This is a genomic window from Sediminihabitans luteus (assembly GCF_002797595.1).
In the GTDB taxonomy this organism is placed as follows: Bacteria; Actinomycetota; Actinomycetes; order Actinomycetales; family Cellulomonadaceae; genus Paraoerskovia; species Paraoerskovia lutea.
On sequence record NZ_PGFE01000004.1, the window covers coordinates 203,278 to 218,771 of the forward strand.

A 15,494-nucleotide genomic window follows, 5' to 3' on the forward strand; every position below is an offset into this window, starting at 1 on the left:
TGCGGCGGCTGCGCCGGAGGCAGGCAGAGCCCCGAACGGGCCCGGCGTCGAACTCCAGCACCCTGCCCCAGATCGAGGGCGATTGCGAACCGCTCCTTTGCCAAAAGGCGATGATTTCGCCTTCAATCATCCGTGGATAGCGCCGTACGCTGGGCAAACGCAGGGGCCGTCATCGTTACGGGACCGTAACGTTGCGCACAGGGTCAAGGATTTGATAAACGCGCGCGCACGTAGGTGCCGAGGTCCCGGCGGGCTAGGCTGGACGTCTCACCAGTACGGCGCACACGGGAGCCCCCAGCGCACGAGTCCGAGGAGAACCATGTCCACGACCGCGCACGCCCCCGCGCACCCCTTCGACGAGGTCCCCGGCCGCTACAAGGTGCGCGACCTGTCGCTCGCCGAGGCCGGCCGACACCAGATCCGTCTCGCCGAGCACGAGATGCCGGGCCTCATGGCCCTGCGCGCCGAGTACGGCGAGGCGAAGCCCCTCGCGGGCGCCCGCATCGCCGGCTCGCTGCACATGACCGTGCAGACCGCGGTGCTCATCGAGACGCTCACCGCGCTCGGCGCCGAGGTGCGCTGGGCGAGCTGCAACATCTTCTCGACCCAGGACGAGGCCGCGGCCGCGATCGTGGTCGGGCCGCACGGGTCGCCGTCCGACCCTCAGGGCGTGCCCGTGTTCGCCTGGAAGGGCGAGAGCCTCGAGGAGTACTGGGACTGCACCGAGCAGATCCTCGTGTGGCCGGGCGAGCAGGACGGCCGGCACGGACCGAACATGATCCTCGACGACGGCGGCGACGCCACGATGCTCGTCCACCTCGGCCTGCAGTACGAGCGCCTCGGCGCCGTGCCGGCCGACACGCGCCCGGGCGAGCCCGACCACGCGGACGAGATGAACGTCGTGCGCGCCGTCCTGCGCCGCTCGCTCGAGATCGACCCGCTGCGCTGGACCACGGTCGCGCAGCAGATCGAGGGCGTGACCGAGGAGACCACGACGGGCGTGCACCGCCTGTACCAGCTCGCCGCCGAGGGCTCGCTGCTGTTCCCCGCGATCAACGTCAACGACTCGGTGACCAAGTCGAAGTTCGACAACAAGTACGGGATCCGCCACTCGCTGCCCGACGGCATCAACCGGGCGACCGATGTCCTCATGGGCGGCAAGGTCGCGTTCGTCGCGGGCTACGGCGACGTGGGCAAGGGCGCGGCCGAGGCGTTCCGCGGCCAGGGCGCCCGCGTGATCGTGAGCGAGGTCGATCCGATCTGCGCGCTGCAGGCCGCGATGGACGGCTACCAGGTCGCGCGCATCGAGGACGTGCTCGGCGAGGCCGACTTCTTCATCACCACGACCGGCAACAAGGACGTCGTGACCGCCGAGCACATGACGCGCATGAAGAACAAGGCCGTGGTCGGCAACATCGGCCACTTCGACAACGAGATCGACATGGCCGGCCTCGCCGCGCTCCCGGGCGTCGAGCGTGTCGAGATCAAGCCCCAGGTGCACGAGTGGACGTTCCCCGCGGACGACGACGGCACGGTCCGCTCGATCATCGTGCTGTCCGAGGGGCGACTGCTCAACCTGGGCAACGCGACCGGCCACCCGTCGTTCGTCATGTCCAACTCGTTCTCGAACCAGGTCATCGGCCAGATCGAGTTGTGGGCCGACGCCGCGCGCCCGGCCGACGAGCGCGAGTACGAGCGCCAGGTCTACCGCCTGCCCAAGCACCTCGACGAGAAGGTCGCCCGCCTGCACCTCGACGCGCTCGGCGTGCGGCTGACCGAGCTCTCGAAGAGCCAGGCCGACTACCTCGGCGTCCCCGTCGACGGGCCGTACAAGCCCGAGCACTACCGGTACTGACGGCGCCGGTACCGACGGCGCCCGGCCCGGCCCGGCCCGCTCAGCGGGCGGGGTCGGGCACGGCGTGCGGCAGGCGGCGCACCGACGCGGACTGGCGCGAGGCCTGCTCCTGGTGCATGAGCGCGACCGCGTGCTCGCGCAGCCGGCGCTCGGCGAGCACCGCGGCGAGGAAGACCTCGGGAGGCGTGCCCGGCGGCGGCCCGGGCGCGACGTAGCGCTCGACCTGCCCCGCGAGGTCGGCCGCGAGGCGCACCCGCGACGCCGGTGCGAGCCGGGGCGCGCGGCCCACGAACTGCCGGGCGGCGAGCGCGAGGCCGTCGGGCAGGCGCCGCATGTCGGCGCCCTGCGCCCAGGTCACGAGCCACGGCGGCATGACGAGCGGCGCGTCCGTCGTGCGTCCCGTGCGCACCCGCAGGGCGTACGTGCCCGCCAGGACGTCCCCGATGCGCTTGCCCCGGGGGTGCAGCAAGGACGCGACGATCGCGACGCTCCCGGCCGTGAGCCAGAGCTCTCCCACGCCCACGAGCGCCCGTACGAACGCCTGCCGGAACCGCACCGGACCGCCGTCGTCACGCACGACCCGGATCCCGAGCGCGAGCTTGCCGAGCGACCGCCCGCGCCACAGCGTCTCGACCGTCGTGGGGACCGCGACCGTGACCAGGACGATCGTCAGGATCGAGATCGCGGGCCCGAAGCCCTCCCACGCGCTCTCCGGGGCGTACGCGGCGAGCGCGATCGCGAGCGGGAGGAGCACCACGGCGACGACGGTCAGCGCGTCGATCACGCCCGCCACGGCGCGGGTCGCGAACGATGCGGGCCGGGCGTCGAGGAGGACTCCCTCGCCCGTCACGATGCCGTGCTGCACGGTGCAACTCTCCTCGGTGTGGAAGGCGCCCGACCAGCACGGGCGGACTGTGGGATCGTAGCGCCGTGGATCTCGACGCGTACACCGCCGTGCACAGGGCCGAGTGGGACCGGCTGCGCGTGCTCGTCGCGCGCCGTCGTCTCGACGGCGCCGAGGCCGACGAGCTCGTCCGCCTCTACCAGACCGTCGCGACGCACCTGTCGAGCGTCCGCTCCGCCGCGCCCGACCCGGTGCTCGTCGCCGAGCTCTCCGAGCTCCTGGGGCGGGCGCGCAGCCGCCTCGCCGGGACGCACGAGGCGTCGTGGGAGGCCGTGGCCCGGTTCTTCGTCCTCTCGCTGCCCGCGGCCCTGTACCGGATCCGCTGGTGGTCGTACGGCGTGATCGCGGTCTCGTGCCTCGTCGCGCTCGCGGTCGGCACGTGGGTCGCGACCTCGCCCGACGCGCTCGCGGCGATGGGCACCCCGAGCCAGCGCGAGGCGTACGTCGACGACGCGTTCGCGGCCTACTACGAGCCCGGCGCGGACTTCGCGGTCACGGTCTGGACGAACAACGCGTGGATCGCGGCGCAGTGCGTCGCGTTCGGCATCACAGGCCTGTGGCCCGCGTACGTGCTGCTGCAGAACGCGGCCCTGGTCGGGGCGACCGGCGGCATGATGGTCTCGTACGGCGAGGGGCCGCTGTTCTTCTCCCTCATCGCGCCGCACGGCCTGCTCGAGCTCACCGCGGTGTTCGTCGCGGGTGCGGCAGGGCTGCGCCTGTTCTGGACGATGATCGATCCCGGCCCGCGCCCGCGCGGGCGCGCGCTTGCCGCGGAGGGGCGCGCGCTGTTCACGGTCGCGATCGGCCTCGCGCTCGTCCTGGGCGTGTCGGGACTCGTCGAGGGGTTCGTGACCGGCTCGTCGCTCGCGTGGTGGCTCAAGATCGCGATCGGCGTGGTCGTGCTCGCGCTGTTCTGGGTCTACGTCCTCGTGGTCGGACGACGCGCGGCCCGTGCGGGGGAGACCGGCGACCTGGACCCGGACGAGGCGGGCTACGAGGCTCCCGTCGCGGCGTGAGCCCCCGGCGCGGGCGGCGTCAGAGCAGGACGATCGCGAGGAACGGGATCACGAAGGTCGCGAGCATCGCACCGACGACGATCAGCGCGATCCGGCGCTGACGGGCCGCGCGCTCGTCGCGTCCGTCGCGGTCGTCGTGGGTCGTGGGTCGTGCCTGGCTCGGGCGGTTCGTGGCCACGGGAGTCCTTCCGTCGGGGTCCCATCCTCCCACGCCCGCCCGACCGCGAGGCGCCTCGACCGGTGCGGGCGGTGCCTGGCCGTGCGACGCGGCCGTGCGACGGGGCCGTGAGACGGAACCGGCGACGAGGTTCGGCGACGAGGCCCGGCGAGGTCCCGTCCGTCACAGCCGCCCCGCGGCCTTGAGCGCGAGGTACTCGTCGGCGAGCCGGGGCGCGAGGTCGTCGGGCAGGGCGTCGACGACCTCCGCGCCCTCGCGACGCAGCAGCGCGGCGGTCGCGTCGCGCTCGAGTTCGGCGCGCGCCGCCGCGGCGGCGTCGTAGACGTCGGAGCTCGTCGCGCGCGCGGCCTCGAGCGCGGCCGCCTCCGGGTCCTGCACGGCCGCGACGACCACCGTGTGCCGGGCGGCGAGCCCGCGCACCACGCGCAGGAGCCCGGCCTCGGCGGCCGCGGGGTCGATCGCCGTCAGGAGCACCACGAGAGCGCGCTGCGAGAGCCGCTCGGTCACGGCCGCCGCCAGGCCCGGCCAGTCGGTCTCGACCAGTCGTGCGTCGACGCCCGCGGTCGCCTCGGCCAGGGCCGGCAGCAGCCGCGAGCCGGACGCCCCCGCGACGCGGGCGCGTGCTCCGCGGTCGAACGCGAGCAGGCCGACGCGGTCGCCCGCGCGTCCCGCGAGCGCGCCGAGCAGCAGCGCGGCCTCGATCGACGCGTCGATGCGCTGGCCGTCGCCCGCGCGCACGGCTGCGGTGCGGCCCGTGTCGATCACGACGAGCACCCGGCGGTCGCGCTCGGGCCGCCAGGTGCGGACCACGACGTCGTTGCGGCGTGCGGTCGCGCGCCAGTCGATCGAGCGCACGTCGTCACCGACGACGTACTCGCGCAGCGAGTCGAACTCGGTGCCCTCGCCGCGCACCTGGACGGCTGCGCGACCGTCGAGCTCGCGCAGCCGGGCCAGCCGGCTCGGCAGGTGCTTGCGCGAGGCGAACTCGGGCAGCACGCGCAGCCGGCCGGGGACGTCGAGCGACGCCTGGCGTCCGGCGACCCGCAGCGGGCCGAGGGTGCGCACCGTGACGCGGTCGGCGTGCCGGTCGCCGCGCCGCACCGGCTCGAGGCGCGTGACGACCCGGCGGGCCTCGCCGGGCGGCAGGTCCAGGCGGTGACGGTTCGCGTGCGCGCCCGCCGAGGGGACCCAGGCGTCGCGCACGACCCCGCGCACCGTGCGACGTCCGAGGTTCTCGAGCACGAGCGTCGAGGTCGACGCCTCCGTGAGCCGCACCGACGGCGGGACTCGTCGCTCGACCGCGACCCGGCGGGGCGACGCGGCCATGGCCACGTCGACCGCGCACACGAGCGCGGTGACGACGGCCCACACGAGCACGGTCCCGGGCACGGGCCAGAGGGCGAGCGGGACCGCGCCCGCCGCCGCGAGCACCGCGGCGCGCCAGGTGACGACCATCGTCAGCGGGGGACGGGGACGGCGGCCAGGACCGTCTCGAGCACGGACCCGGCGGTCACGCCCTCGAGCTCGGCCTCGGGACGCAGCTGGACGCGGTGGCGCAGGGTCGGCAGGGCGAGGGCCTTGACGTCGTCGGGCGTCACGAACGTGCGGCCCGAGAGCCACGCCCACGCGCGCGCGGTCGCGAGCAGCGCGGTCGCGCCACGGGGCGAGACCCCGAGCGACAGGGACGGCGATCGACGCGTCGCCGCGCACACGTCGACGACGTAGCCGAGCACCTCGCGCGCGACCTGCACCTGCGCGACCTGCGCGCGCGCCTGCGCGAGCACGTCGGCGTCCGCGACGGCGCGCACGCCCGCACGAGCCAGGTCGCGGGGGTCGAACCCGGCCGCGTGCCGCGCCAGCACCTCGACCTCCTGCTCGCGCTCGGGCAGCGGCAGCACGATCTTGAGCAGGAACCGGTCGAGCTGGGCCTCGGGCAGCGGGTACGTGCCCTCGTACTCGACGGGGTTCTGCGTCGCGATCACCGTGAACGGCGAGGGCAGCGGCCGGGGCGTGCCGTCGACCGTGACCTGGCGCTCCTCCATGGCCTCGAGCAGCGACGCCTGGGTCTTGGGCGGGGTCCGGTTGATCTCGTCCGCGAGGAGCAGGTGGGTGAACACCGGGCCCTCGCGGAACGAGAACTCGGCCGTGCGCGCGTCGTAGACGAGCGAGCCGGTGACGTCGCCCGGCATGAGGTCGGGCGTGAACTGCACGCGCTTGGTCCCGAGGTCGAGGGACGCCGCGAGGGAGCGGACCAGGAGCGTCTTGGCGACGCCGGGCACGCCCTCGACGAGCACGTGCCCCTGGCACAGGAGCGCGATCAGCAGGCTCGTGACCGCGGAGTCCTGGCCGACGACGGCCTTGCCGACCTCGGCACGGACCGCGGCGAGGCGCGTGCGGAGCGCCGCCGAGGCGTCGTCCCCCGCGGGTGCCGTTGGCGTGGCGGCAGGCGCGGCGGGTGCAGCGGGCGAGGGCGCCGGTGCGGGTGCGGGCGCCGGTGCGGGCCCGGGCGCCGGTGCGGCCGGCGGGGGTGCGAACCCGCTCTCCGGAGCGGGTGCGGGTGCAGGGGCGGGAGCCGGCCTCGGCTCCTGCGGGCCGGGGGCCTCGTGGTGGGTCACAGCGGGTGAACCTCGCTCTCGAGCAGGTCGAGCCGGCGCGCGAGCGCGAGGAGCGCGGCGTCGTCGGCGGGGGGTGGGCCGTACAGAAGGTCCTCGATCTCGGTGCCGGGACGACCGCTCGCCCGCGACACCGCGTCCACCACGGGCGCCGCGCCCGCGCTGCGGGGCAGGCCGAGCCGTGCGGCGAGGCGGGTCGCGGACCGCGCCCGCAGGCCCGCGGCGGCGTGGCCGCGCGCTCCCGCCCGGCGGTAGAGCCGTGCCCGGCCGAGCGTCGTCTCGGTGGGTCGGACGACGACCGGGAGGTCCTCGGTCACGACGCGGCCGAGACGACGGCCACGCCACAGGGCGAGCACGAGCACCACGAGGAGGCCGAGCAGCATCGCGGGCCAGAAGGCCGGCGGGAGGATGCCCGGCCCGGGGTCGTCGTTGACGCCGCCGCCGTACGTCAGGAAGGGCTCCGGGACGTACCACACGACGTCCTCGGTGTGGCCGAGCATGCGCAGCGCGAGGGCCGCGCTGCCGTTCTCGCCGAGCTCGCCGTTCGTCATGAACAGGGCGTCGGCCGCGACGCGGACCGTCCGGCCGTCCGTCGCGTCGACCGCGTACGACGCTCCCTCGCCGGACGCGGAGAAGCAGAGCGTCACGTCGGGCGAGGCCGAGTTGAGGCCCGCGCCCGAGAAGGGGACCCGTCCCGCGGCCGTCGCGTCCGGGTCGTCGCAGCCGGCGTCGCGCAGCGCCGACCCGCCCCACCCGTAGGTCGTGCTCACGCGCCCGTCCGTCGCGGCGTCGAGGAGCTCGCTGCTCGGCTCGAGCAGCACGAGGTCCGCGGGGACGGCCGCGACCGCGGCGACGGCGTCGGCGTCCCACAAGTCTCCCGGCGCCACCACGAGCGTGCTCCCGGCCTTCGCCGCGCGCACCGCCGCACCGAGGGAGTCCTCGCTGCGGATCCGCACCCCCTGGTCCTCCAGGATCGACGCGACCGCGTGCAGGCCGTCCGGCTCCGCGCTGTCGAGCGAGTACGGCTCGAGCGACCTCGGGGCGGGCAGCAGCACCACGAGCGCCGTCAGCACGACGACCACGAGCAGCACCGCGAGCGGACCACGGGCGCGACGCCACCGTCGGGCGCCCCGCGAGCGCGCCGTCGTCCCGTCACCGACGACGCGCACCGCGCCCCCCGTCGTGACGACCGCGCTCACGCGTCGACCTCCGCACGCTCGACCGCGCGCCGACGGCGCGCGTCCGCGAGGCGCGCGTCGACCTCGCGGACCAGGGCGTCGTCGTGCGCGCTCGCGGGCCGCTCGCCGTAGCAGACCTCGTCGAAGAGCGCGCACGCCGCGTCGAGGGTCCCCGGGGGGACGTCCAGCCGGCGGGGGGTCTCGAGCCCGACCTCGTGGGCGGTGCGGCCCGGGCGCTCGTCGAGCACCGTGCGCTCCTCGAGGGCGCGGACGACGGCCCGGAACCTCTCGAGCACGGCCGTGTCCCAGTCGCCGCGTGCGGCCGCGTCGTCCGCCGCACGGCGCAGGTCTGCGCTCGTGCGGTCGTCGTCCGCGAGCACCGCCGCGGACCGGCGGGTGCGTGCGGTGCGGCGCACGCGACCGGCCAGCGCGAACGCGACGACCAGCACCGTCACGAGGATCGCGACGAGCAGCACGACCGAGGGCGTGCTGAGGGCGGGCGCGGCGCCGACCCCGTCGAACAACCCCTGGAACCAGGCGATCAACCGGTCGAGGATCGACTCGCCGTGCGCGTACTGCGGCTGCGCGAGCTCCTCGCGCGCCCACGTGCGCGCGGTCGGCGCGTCGGGGTCGACGGGCACGTCGGCGAGCACGCGCGCGACGACCCCGGCCCCTGCACCGAACGCGCTCCCCCCGGCGGCGAGCATCACGGGGTGTCGCGTGCCGCGGCGGCGAGCTCGACGTCGAGGCCCTCCCGGCGCATCCGGACGTCGATGTAGAGCAGGCAGGTGATCGCCCCGACGAACACCGTCGAGACGATCGACGTGACCAGGTTGCCGACCTGGACGACCACGATCGCGACCGCGTCGGACGGCACGAGGCTCGAGACGACGCTGAACGGGATGGAGAGCGCGGCCGCGGCGGCGAACGCGATGATCGCCGCGAGCAGGTAGATGCCGAGCACGCGCCAGAACGAGCCGCGGCTCAGGCGCCAGCCGCGACCGATCGCCGGGCCGAGCTTCTGCCGCTCCAGCACGAGCGCCGGGGGCACGAGCAGGAGCCGCACGGCGATCCACACCGTGACCACGGCGAGCGCGGGGATCAGCACGAGGAGGAGCAGGAGCCCACCGTCGCCCCAGGCGACGACCGCACCCCAGACGGCCAGCACGGGGACGACCCCCCACAGCAGGACCGTGCCGACGAGCTGGATGATCGAGAACGTGAGCAGCGCGCCGAAGCGGCTCCACGCGCCACGCAGCACCGTCCCGGGTGCGGCGCGCCGGCCGATGACCGCGTCGCCGACCGCGAGCACGAGCACACCCGTGACGAGGGGCGTGGCGAGCACCTGGAACCAGCTCTGGACCATCGCGGGGTAGAGGTCCTGCATGATCAGGTCGGCGTAGCCGGGGATCCCGACCGCGTCCTCGAGGTCGACGGCCCAGGGCGAGACCGCACCCGAGAACAGGTACGCGACGAGCGCGCCGACCGCGGTCACGACCGCGAGGAGCAGGGCGGGCAGCCCGAGCATCACGCGCGGGTTGGCACGGACCGTGCCGAACGCGCCGTCGAGGATCTCGCCGAGCCCGAGCGGACGCAGCGGGACGACACCCGGCTTGGTGGCGGCGTCGAGGTAGACCGGCGGCGGCACGGGCGCTCCGTGGGGCTGCTGGCCGTACTGGGGCTGGCCGTACTGCGGTTGCCCGTACTGGGGCTGGCCGTACTGCGGTTGCCCGTACTGCGGCTGGCCGTACTGCGGCTGGCCGTACTGGGGCTGCCCGTACTGCGGCTGGCCCTGCGCACCGTCGCCCGCGTCGGGGTTCCCGCCCCCGTAGGTCCCGCCCCCGTAGGTCGGCGCCCCGGGCTCGGCGAGCGCGCCGTAGCGCGGTCCGGGCTGCGACCCCGAGGGCCCGTACCCGACCGGCCCTCGGGGCGCCTCGCCCCACGCACCGGGCTCCGGGGCGGGCGGTGGCGTCTGCGGGACGTCCGGCGTCGGCTCGTCCGGAGGCGTGGTCATGGCGGGTCCTGTTCGGTTCGGCGGACGTCGGCGGGCGTCGGCCCGCCGTCGGGCGCGAGGAGCGTCCCACGAGGTCCCGTCGGCGTGGTGCTGCGGTGCTGCAGCCGTCGGGTTCGTGCGGTCGTCCGGTCGCGGGAGGAGACCTCCCGAGGCGTGCGCCCAGGGTAGTACGGGGCGCGGCCGCGTCAAGGGATCCGCCCACGGCCCGTCGTCGTGCATCGGGGGCCGCGGGCCTGCGCGGGGACGGCGTCGGGCGCGACCGCGGACCCCACGACGCGACCTGGGGGCGACCTGCGCCCCGACTCGGGCGGGCGATGGCAAGATAAGGCGCATGAAGCTTCGCGTTCTGGTGGTCGACGACGACACGGCACTGTCAGAGATGATCGGGATCGTCCTGCGGTCCGAGGGCATCGACCCCGTGTTCTGCGCGGACGGCGACCTCGCGCTCGAGGCGTTCCGGAGCAGCCAGCCCGACCTGGTGCTGCTCGACCTGATGCTGCCGGGCAAGGACGGCACCGAGGTGTGCCGCCTGATCCGCGCCGAGTCGGGCGTGCCGATCATCATGCTCACGGCCAAGAGCGACACGGTCGACGTCGTCCTCGGCCTCGAGTCGGGCGCCGACGACTACGTCTCCAAGCCGTTCAAGCCCAAGGAGCTCGTCGCGCGGATCAAGGCGCGGCTGCGCCGGTCCGACGAGCCGGCCCCCGAGGTCCTGTCGATCGGGGACGTCGAGATCGATGTGCCGGGTCACCGCGTGAGCCGTGGCGGCGAGACCATCTCGCTGACCCCGCTCGAGTTCGACCTGCTCGTCGCGCTCGCCCGCAAGCCCTGGCAGGTGTTCAGCCGCGAGGTGCTGCTCGAGAAGGTCTGGGGATACCGGCACGCGGCCGACACGCGCCTGGTCAACGTTCACGTCCAGCGCCTGCGCTCGAAGATCGAGCACGACCCGGAGAACCCGGAGATCGTGCTGACGGTCCGCGGCGTCGGGTACAAGGCGGGCGCGGTCCGCGGGTGAGCGCATGAGCGCCCCCGGCGGGTCGCGTCGGCCGCGCTCGCTCGCCGAGCAGCTGTGGCGCCGGGTGCGCCTCATGGGTGCGCGCGCGGTCCGGCGCTGGCGGTCGTCGATGCAGCTGCGGATCGTCACGTCCGCGCTCGTGGTCGGCATCGCGTCGGTCGCCGCGCTCGGTGCGTACCTGTCGACGTCGATCGGTGACGGCCTGTTCGAGCAGCGCCTCGCGGCGGTCGACGCCGAGAGCGCGCGGTCGTCGGCGCAGGCGCGCTCGACCTTCGAGGCCGCGAGCCCGACGACGAGCGCCGACCTGCAGCAGCTGCTCAACGACATGGTGTTCCAGCTGCAGTCGGGGGCGTCGAGCAGCCGGGACGTGTTCCTGTGGAGCCCCGAGGCGATCCCGTCGTCGGTCGTGGACGTGAGCACCGCACGCCAGTACGACAGCGTCATCACGCCCGAGATGCGGCGGGCCACGATCGCGACCGCGGACGAGGACTCCGAGGTCGCGCAGGTGCTGCAGTCCGTCGCGATCGTCCCCACGACCGCCGAGCCAGGGACGACCCCCATCCCGGGCGTCGTGGTCGGCACGGCCGTGACGATCCCGAGCTCGGGCACCTTCGAGCTCTACTACCTCTACTCGTTCGAGCCCCAGCAGGAGACGCTCGAGTTCATCCAGGGGTCGCTGCTCGTGGGCGGCGTCCTGCTCGTGGCGCTGCTGGGCGTGATCACGTGGATCGTGACGCGGCTCGCGGTCGATCCGGTGCGGCGCGCGGCGCGGGTCGCCGAGCGCCTCGCCGACGGGCACCTCGACGAGCGGCTCGTGGTGCGGGGGCACGACGAGCTCGCGACGCTCGGCCGGTCGTTCAACGGCATGGCCGAGAGCCTGCAGGAGCAGATCACGCGCATGGAGGCGCTCTCGATGCTGCAGCGCCGGTTCGTCTCGGACGTCTCGCACGAGCTGCGCACCCCGCTGACGACGGTCCGCATGGCGAGCGAGATGCTCTACGAGGGCCGCGACGAGTTCGGTCCGGTCGAGAAGCGTTCGGCCGAGCTGCTGCAGACGCAGCTCGACCGGTTCGAGGACCTCCTCGCCGACCTGCTCGAGATCAGCCGGTTCGACGCGGGCGCGGCGTCCCTCGACGCCGAGCGCCGCGACCTGCGGGAGATCGTCGACCGCGTCGTCGAGCACGCGCTGCCGCTCGCCGAGCGCAAGGGGGTCTGGCTCTCGGTGCACCTGGGCGACGTCGCGGCGACGGCCGACGTCGACGCGCGGCGCGTCGAGCGCATCCTGCGCAACCTCGTGGTCAACGCGATCGAGCACGCGGAGGAGAAGCCCGTCGAGATCACCGTCGGCGAGGACGCGCAGGGCGTGGTCGTCGTGGTCCGCGACCACGGCGTCGGCATGACGGCGCAGCAGGTCGAGCGGGTCTTCGACCGCTTCTGGCGCGCCGACCCCGCGCGCGCCCGCACGACGGGCGGGACGGGTCTCGGGCTGTCGATCTCGCTCGAGGACGCACGGCTGCACGGCGGCTGGCTCGAGGCGTGGGGGAGGCTCGGTCAGGGGTCGAGCTTCCGGCTCACGCTGCCGCGCCGCGCCGGGATCGTGCTCGCAGGCTCCCCGCTCCCGCTCGCGCCGGACGAGCCGACCGACGGCCGCGGCCTCGACCTCGCGGGCGACGACGTCACGGCGCCCGCCGTGCCCGACCACGCGAGCCCGACGGCTCTCCCCACGATCAACGACGTCGCCGACCCGTCGGGCGACCAGGAGGTGTCGTGATGTCCCGTCGTCCAGGTCCCGGACGCGCGGCGAGGCTCGCGGCCGCCGCGACCTCGGTGGTCGCGGCGTTCGCGCTCGCGGCGTGCACGCAGATCCCGACCTCGGGTCCGGTGATCGACGGCGAGGCGTCGCCCGAGCCCGTGAGCCAGCTGTACTACAACCCCAACCCGCCGCGGGACGACGCGACCCCGGTCCAGATCGTCGAGGGCTTCCAGGCGGCGCTGCAGGGCGCACCGACGGGGACGTTCGACGTCGCCAAGTCGTTCCTCACGGGTGACGCGGAGTCGTGGTCCCCGTACACGTCGGTCTACGTGACCACGGGCGACGCGGGCCTCGACGTCGACGAGACGACGCTGGACTCGGGCCGCACCACGGTGACCGGGAAGATCACGGTCGTCGGGACGATCGACTCCTCGGGCGTGTACACCGAGGAGTCTCCGGGCTCGACCCTCGACCTGTCGTACACCCTGACGCAGGACGACGCGGGGCGCTGGCGCATCTCGCAGCTCGAGGACGGCCTGCTGATCCCCACGACGGACTTCGACAACTCGTTCCAGCGCTCGGTGCTGTACTTCGCGACCTCGGACCGTGCGCAGTTCGTGCCGGACGAGCGCTGGTTTCCCCGGAACGTGACCTGGTCGACGTCCGCGGTCAAGGCGCTGCTCGCGGGGCCCGCGACGTGGATGCAGGACTCGGTGCTCAACGTCGCACCCCCCGGCACGACGCTCGTCGGGTCGGTCCCGGTCGACGACGGCGTCGCCGCCGTGGACCTCAGCTCGTCCGTCACGGACGCCGCGCCCGAGGACAGGGCGTTGCTCCAGGCACAGATCGAGGCGACGCTCGTGAACTCGTACCCGCGCACGCAGGAGCCGATCCGCTCGGTCGCGCTGACGTCGGCGGGGGCGGCGCTCGTGATCCCGGACGTCGGGACGCCGCGGTTCGCATCGACGGACGCCACGCCCGTCGCGGTCTCGGACGGTGCGCTCATGTCGCTCGACGGCTCGACGTTGTCGGCGATCGAGGGGGCCCCGCCGCTCGCGGGCTTCGACCCGACGGGGATCGCGGTCGACGGCGACCTCGTGGGCGAGCCGGCCGACGCGTCGGTGTACCTGCGTGACGGCACGGACCGGATCCTGCGGCTCGCGGGCGACGGCCGTGCCGAGCTCCTGCGGGCGGACGACGTCGCGACCCCGAGCGTCGACCGGTTCGGGTGGGCGTGGACGGGCCAGGGGGACGGGACGGTCACGGTGTTCGGTGCGGACGGCACCGCACGACCCGTCGACGTCCCGTGGCTCGCCGCGCGATCGGTCACGTCGATCGACGTCTCGGCCGAGGGCGCGCGGGCGGTCGTGGTCTCGTCGGGCCCGGGTGGGGTCGAGGTGAACGTCGCGGGGATCGTGCGGGACGCGGACGACGTCCCCGTCGCGCTGTCCGAGCCGGTCGAGATCGGGCCGGCGCTCGTCTCGGCGCGCGAGGCACGGTGGGCGGGTGACACCGACGTCGCGGTGCTCGGCGAGCAGCCCAAGGACGGCGACGAGACGGTCCGGGTGTTCCCGGTCGGCGGACCTTCGGTGACGCTCGCGGTCGTCGCGGGGTCGCGGTCGATCGCGGCGGCGAACGGTCTCGCGACGTTGCTCGTCGTCGACGCTTCGGGCGGTCTGTCCGGACGCTCGGGCTCGGGCACGGTGTGGCGCCCCGTCGCGGACGGCGTGACGATCGTGACCTACCAGCGCTGACGTCCCGCCCCGCGACGGTCGTCCACAGGCGGGCCTTGCCGCGGACGACGCAGGGCCGGGCTCCGTCGTCCGGCGGGCGTGGTGCCGGGCGGGGCAGGATCGGCCCGTGACGGTGGGGAAGACACGGGCGAGCGAGGCGGCGAGTGCTCGGGACGGCGTGCGCCCTGGCAGTCCCGGTCTGCTCTTTCATCCTGGTCTGCTGTTCCATCCTGGTCCGATCGTTCGTGCCGGGCTGCTCGCTCGTCCTGGGCTGATCGTGGCTGGAGTGCTCGCGGTCGTCGGGGGCTGGGCGACGACGCTCGGCCGTCTGGTCGTTCCCGTCGCCTGCGCGGGCTGCGGTGTCGCGGACGTCGTGCTGTGCGTTCCGTGCGCGGCCCTCCTGGGACGTCCGCCCGAGCGCTGCGAGCAGGACGCCCCGCGGCTCGACCGCTGCGACGGACGCCCGCCGCTGCCCGTGTGGCGCGCGGCGCGGTACGAGGGCGCGGTGCGCGAGGTGGTGGTGGCGTGGAAGGACCGGCACCGGGCCGACCTCGACCGCGTCCTCGCCGCGGCGGTCGCGCGCGCGTCGTCCTGCGCGCTCGACGCGGGGCACGCCGGCGGGCCCGCGCTGGTCGTGGTCCCGGTGCCGTCGACGGCCGCGGCCGTGCGGCAGCGGGGACGGTCGCCCGTGGACGTCCTGGCCCGCGCCGTGGCCCGCAGCCTCGCCCGCACCGCGGCCAGCACGCTGGCGCGCACCCTGGCGTGCACTGTGCCGTGCACCGTGGCCCCCACCATGGCGCGCACGGCGGCACCCCGTGCGCTCCGTGCCCTGCGCCGCGTCCGGGCCCGCGACCAGGTGGGTCTCGGCGCGCGGGCGCGCGCCCACAACGTGGCCGACGGCGTGGCCGTGCGGCGGGGAGCCCGCACGCGGCTCCGGGGCTCCCGTGTCCTGCTCGTCGACGACGTCCTGACGACCGGGGCAACGCTCGCCGCGTGCGAGTCCGCGCTGCGCCGCGCCGGGGCCGAGGTGGTCGGCGCGGTGGTGCTCGCCGCGACACCTCCACCAGGTTCACACAGAGACGAATCCGCAGGTCAGCGGCCACTTCTCGGGGGTCTGGACGGCGTTTCGCCCGTCGCCGCCCCGCGTCGTCCGACCCCGACGGCCACCGGGGGTTAACCTGGGGTTGTCGAGCCGCCCGGGGGACCGCGGCGGGTCGGCACCGACGTTCCGAGGGG

The 15,494-nt window shown here is 74.8% G+C and carries 13 protein-coding genes; 6 read left to right on the forward strand and 7 right to left on the reverse strand.

Annotation, left to right across the window (positions count from 1 at the left end):
• Positions 1–319: 319 nt before the first annotated feature.
• A complete protein-coding gene (gene ahcY, locus CLV28_RS12360) occupies positions 320–1,855 on the forward strand; it encodes an adenosylhomocysteinase (RefSeq protein ID WP_100423628.1) in 1,536 nt (511 codons plus the stop codon).
• Positions 1,856–1,895: 40 nt separating this feature from the next.
• On the opposite strand, the gene CLV28_RS12365 is transcribed toward ahcY, so the two are convergent.
• The gene (locus tag CLV28_RS12365) at positions 1,896–2,720 is read right to left on the reverse strand and encodes an RDD family protein (protein ID WP_100423629.1); all 825 of its coding nucleotides are present in this window, start codon (positions 2,718–2,720) and stop codon (positions 1,896–1,898) included.
• 65 nt (positions 2,721–2,785) lie between these two features.
• Here CLV28_RS12365 and CLV28_RS12370 point away from each other — a divergent pair, with 65 nt between their 5' ends.
• Positions 2,786–3,775: a stage II sporulation protein M gene (locus tag CLV28_RS12370; RefSeq protein ID WP_100423630.1), complete on the forward strand. Its 990-nt coding sequence runs from the start codon at positions 2,786–2,788 to the stop codon at positions 3,773–3,775.
• A 19-nt stretch (positions 3,776–3,794) separates the two neighbouring features.
• Here the strand turns inward: CLV28_RS12370 and CLV28_RS15585 are convergent, their stop codons facing one another.
• From CLV28_RS15585 to CLV28_RS12395, 6 genes are all read right to left on the reverse strand, one after another.
• Positions 3,795–3,953 carry a hypothetical protein gene (locus CLV28_RS15585; RefSeq protein WP_157802638.1) on the reverse strand — a complete coding sequence of 53 codons (159 nt, stop codon included), beginning with the start codon at positions 3,951–3,953 and terminating at the stop codon, positions 3,795–3,797.
• Between the two features lie 162 nt (positions 3,954–4,115).
• Positions 4,116–5,408 (reverse strand): DUF58 domain-containing protein, encoded by a 1,293-nt coding sequence (locus tag CLV28_RS12375; RefSeq protein ID WP_100423631.1) that lies wholly within the window; start codon positions 5,406–5,408, stop codon positions 4,116–4,118.
• A gap of 2 nt (positions 5,409–5,410) precedes the next feature.
• Complete coding sequence (locus CLV28_RS12380) at positions 5,411–6,568, reverse strand: AAA family ATPase (RefSeq protein ID WP_100423632.1); 1,158 nt, start codon at positions 6,566–6,568, stop codon at positions 5,411–5,413.
• Positions 6,565–7,764 (reverse strand): DUF4350 domain-containing protein, encoded by a 1,200-nt coding sequence (locus CLV28_RS12385; RefSeq protein ID WP_239073228.1) that lies wholly within the window; start codon positions 7,762–7,764, stop codon positions 6,565–6,567. The genes CLV28_RS12380 and CLV28_RS12385 overlap by 4 nt, the downstream gene beginning before the upstream one ends.
• Complete coding sequence (locus CLV28_RS12390; RefSeq protein ID WP_239073237.1) at positions 7,761–8,450, reverse strand: DUF4129 domain-containing protein; 690 nt, start codon at positions 8,448–8,450, stop codon at positions 7,761–7,763. The genes CLV28_RS12385 and CLV28_RS12390 overlap by 4 nt, the downstream gene beginning before the upstream one ends.
• Entirely contained in the window at positions 8,450–9,757 is a 1,308-nt protein-coding gene (locus tag CLV28_RS12395) for a glycerophosphoryl diester phosphodiesterase membrane domain-containing protein (RefSeq protein WP_100423633.1), read from the reverse strand. The genes CLV28_RS12390 and CLV28_RS12395 overlap by 1 nt, the downstream gene beginning before the upstream one ends.
• A 331-nt stretch (positions 9,758–10,088) precedes the next feature.
• Between CLV28_RS12395 and mtrA the strand changes: the two genes are divergently transcribed.
• From mtrA to CLV28_RS12415, 4 genes are all read left to right on the forward strand, one after another.
• Positions 10,089–10,772 (forward strand): MtrAB system response regulator MtrA, encoded by a 684-nt coding sequence (gene mtrA / locus CLV28_RS12400; protein WP_100423634.1) that lies wholly within the window; start codon positions 10,089–10,091, stop codon positions 10,770–10,772.
• A 4-nt stretch (positions 10,773–10,776) separates the two neighbouring features.
• Complete coding sequence (gene mtrB, locus CLV28_RS12405) at positions 10,777–12,543, forward strand: MtrAB system histidine kinase MtrB (RefSeq protein ID WP_239073229.1); 1,767 nt, start codon at positions 10,777–10,779, stop codon at positions 12,541–12,543.
• Positions 12,543–14,279 (forward strand): LpqB family beta-propeller domain-containing protein, encoded by a 1,737-nt coding sequence (locus CLV28_RS12410; protein WP_100423635.1) that lies wholly within the window; start codon positions 12,543–12,545, stop codon positions 14,277–14,279. The genes mtrB and CLV28_RS12410 overlap by 1 nt, the downstream gene beginning before the upstream one ends.
• Before the next feature lie 256 nt (positions 14,280–14,535).
• Positions 14,536–15,435, forward strand: a complete 900-nt coding sequence (locus CLV28_RS12415) for a ComF family protein (protein WP_239073230.1) — start codon at positions 14,536–14,538, stop codon at positions 15,433–15,435.
• The last annotated feature ends 59 nt before the right edge of the window (positions 15,436–15,494 follow it).

Coding starts and splice junctions, on each gene's coding strand:
- CLV28_RS12390 (WP_239073237.1), bottom strand. CDS start 8,450: ATGCTCGCCGCCGGGGGGAGCGCGTTCGGTGCAGGGGCCGGGGTCGTC.
- mtrA (WP_100423634.1), top strand. CDS start 10,089: ATGAAGCTTCGCGTTCTGGTGGTCGACGACGACACGGCACTGTCAGAG.
- CLV28_RS12410 (WP_100423635.1), top strand. CDS start 12,543: ATGTCCCGTCGTCCAGGTCCCGGACGCGCGGCGAGGCTCGCGGCCGCC.
- CLV28_RS12395 (WP_100423633.1), bottom strand. CDS start 9,757: ATGACCACGCCTCCGGACGAGCCGACGCCGGACGTCCCGCAGACGCCA.
- mtrB (WP_239073229.1), top strand. CDS start 10,777: ATGAGCGCCCCCGGCGGGTCGCGTCGGCCGCGCTCGCTCGCCGAGCAG.
- ahcY (WP_100423628.1), top strand. CDS start 320: ATGTCCACGACCGCGCACGCCCCCGCGCACCCCTTCGACGAGGTCCCC.
- CLV28_RS12375 (WP_100423631.1), bottom strand. CDS start 5,408: ATGGTCGTCACCTGGCGCGCCGCGGTGCTCGCGGCGGCGGGCGCGGTC.